Annotated in this window: 2 protein-coding genes; both read left to right on the forward strand. The window is 71.1% G+C overall.

Annotated elements, in window-relative coordinates; genetic code table 11:
• Positions 1 to 184 precede the first annotated feature (184 nt).
• Complete coding sequence (gene pheS, locus Q0L54_RS10970) at positions 185 to 1273, forward strand: phenylalanine--tRNA ligase subunit alpha (protein ID WP_296668058.1); 1089 nt, start codon at positions 185 to 187, stop codon at positions 1271 to 1273.
• Positions 1273 to 2996 (forward strand): phenylalanine--tRNA ligase subunit beta (gene pheT / locus Q0L54_RS10975; protein WP_296668059.1); only part of this gene is annotated, 1724 nt, incomplete at its 3' end. The genes pheS and pheT, both read left to right, overlap by 1 nt.

Raw genomic sequence — 2996 nt, forward strand, 5'->3', positions numbered from 1 at the left:
GTGGCCCCATGACCACGAGCCCGCGCCGCCGCATCGGCCGCGCCGCCGTGCGTTTCTTTAGCTAGGCCCGGGGAGAACCGCCGGGCCTGACAGCGACCCTCGCTCCCGCATCGTCCCTCCTGGCGTGCCCCGCGCGAACGGTAGACTTCCGAAGGTTTCGAACGAGGCTGCGAAGGGCCACTCCATGACTTCTCTCTCACCCCTGGACCCTGCCGGCGTGGACGCCGCGGTCGAGGCTGCGCTCGCCGCGTACGCAGCGGCGACCACGCTCGACGACCTCAAGGAGGCGCGGCTCGCGCACTCCGGCGACAAGGCTCCGCTCTCGCTCGCCAATCGCGAGATCAAGGAGCTCGCGCCCTCTGACAAGGCCGCGGCGGGCAAGACGATGGGCGCCGCGCGCGGTCGCCTGGGCGCCGCTCTGGCGGCCCGTACCGCGGAGCTCGAGGCCGAGCGGGACGCGCGGGTGCTGGTCGAGGAGGCCGTGGACATCACGCTCCCCGTCGAGCGCGGCGCGGTGGGCGCCCGCCACCCCCTGGAGTCGCTGCAGGAGCGCATGTGCGACGTGTTCGTGTCCATGGGCTGGGAGGTGGCCGAGGGCCCCGAGATGGAGGCGGAGTGGTTCAACTTCGACGCCCTCAACTTCGACCCCGATCACCCGGCGCGCGAGATGCAGGACACGTTCTTCATCGAGCCGCCGTCCTCGGGACTGCTGCTGCGCACCCACACGTCGCCGGTGCAGGTGCGCGCCGCCCTCGAGCGCCGTGACGCGCTGGTCCACCAGGGTCGCGGCATCTACGTGGTGTGCCCGGGCAAGACGTTCCGCACCGACGAGCTCGACGCCACCCACACCCCGGTGTTCCACCAGATCGAGGGCCTGGCGATCGACAAGGGCCTGACGATGGCCCACCTCAAGGGCACGCTCGATCACTTCGCGCGCGCCATGTTCGGGCCCGATGCGGTCACCCGCCTGCGCCCGTCGTTCTTCCCGTTCACCGAGCCCAGTGCGGAGATGGACCTGCGCTGCTTCGTGTGCGGAGGAGACGATGCGGAGTGCCGCACGTGTCGCGGCACGGGCTGGATCGAGTGGGGCGGGTGCGGGATGACCCACCCCAACGTGCTGGTCGCCGCGGGGATCGACCCTGAGCTCTACACCGCCTTCGCGTTCGGCATGGGGATCGAGCGCACCCTGATGTTCCGCCACGGCGTCGCCGACATGCGCGACATGGTCGAAGGCGACGTGCGCTTCTCGCAGCAGTTCGGGATGGAGATCTGATGCCCAAGATTCCGCTGTCGTGGCTCGCGGAGTACGTGGACCTGGTCCCCGGCACGTCCGCTGGCGACGTCTCGGTCGCGCTCGCGCGCGTCGGGCTCGAGGAGGAGGGCGTCTACGGCCCGCCGGTGAAGGGCCCCCTGGTGGTGGGCCGCGTGCTGTCCGTGGTCAAGGAGCCGCAGTCCAACGGCAAGACGATCAACTACTGCCGCGTCGACGTGGGCGAGCACAACGACCCGGCGGGTCCCGGCCACAGGCCCGACGACGCGGTGGACTACCCGTCCAGCCGTGGCATCGTCTGCGGCGCGCACAACTTCGAGGCGGGGGACTACGTGGTGGTGGTGCTGCCCGGCGCCGAGCTGCCCGGCCCCTTCCCCATCTCGGGACGCAAGACCTACGGCCACTGGTCCGACGGCATGATCTGCTCCGCGCGCGAGCTGGGGCTGGGAGACGACCACGACGGCATCATCGTGCTCACCACGATCGGGTTCGACGCCGCCGATCTGACGCCCGGCCAGGACGCCATCGCGCTGCTCGGGCTCGACCAGAGCACCGTCGAGATCAACGTCACCCCCGACCGCGGCTACTCGTTCTCGATCCGCGGCGTCGCCCGGGAGTACTCGCACGCGACGGGTCAGCCGTTCCGCGACCCGGCCTCCCTGGAGGTCACGGGCGCTGCGGGCGACGCCTTCCCCGTCCTCATCGAGGACGGTGCTCCCGTGCGGGGCACCGTGGGCTGCGACCGGTTCGTGGCTCGCGTGCTGCGCGGCTTCGACCCCACCGCGCCGTCGCCGGCGTGGATGAAGGCGCGCCTCACGGCGTCTGGGATGCGGTCCATCTCCCTCGCGGTGGACGTCACCAACTACGTGATGCTCGAACTGGGTCAGCCGCTGCACGCGTACGACCTCGCCGCGGTGACCGCGCCCATCGTGGTGCGGCGCGCAGCGGCGGGGGAGAGCATCGTCACCTTGGACGATGCCGAGCGTGCCCTGGACGTGGAGGACCTGCTGATCACCGACTCCGAGGGCGGGCACGGCGCGCGGCCCATCGGCATCGCGGGCGTCATGGGCGGGGCGACCACCGAGGTCTCCGCGACCACCACAGACATCCTTCTGGAGGGCGCGCACTTCGACCCGATCACCATCGCGAGGTCCGCGCGACGCCACAAGCTGGGCTCCGAGGCCTCGCGGCGCTTCGAGCGGGCGGTCGACACGTCCCTGCCACCCGTCTCGGTGCAGCGTGCCCTCGACCTGTTGGTCGAGTTCGGCGGCGGCACCGTCGAGGACGTCTACACCGACGTCGACGACGTGCCGGCGGTGAGCGAAATCGAGATGGACTGGGCCTACCCGTCCCAACTGGTGGGGGTTCCCTACACCGCCGAGGACGTCATCGACGCACTCGAGCAGGTGGGCTGCGCCGTCGAGCGCGACGGCGAGGTGCTCGTCGTCACCCCGCCCACCTGGCGCGCGGACCTCGAGGGGCCGGTGAACCTGGTCGAGGAGGTGGCGCGACTTCGTGGCTACGAGGCGCTGCCGTCCGTGCTGCCCACCGCTCCGCCCGGGCGCGGCTACACGCATTCGCAGATCGTGAGGAAGTCGGTCGCCCGCTCCCTCGCCGAGGCGGGCCTCACCCAGGTGCTGACGTACCCGTTCATCTCCGAGAAGCGGCTGGACGATCTGCTGCTGCCGGCGGACGATCAGCGGCGCGACGTGGTGCGACTGGCGAA

Origin of the sequence: Demequina sp. (genome assembly GCF_024642165.1) — a bacterium.
Taxonomy (GTDB): Bacteria; Actinomycetota; Actinomycetes; order Actinomycetales; family Demequinaceae; genus Demequina.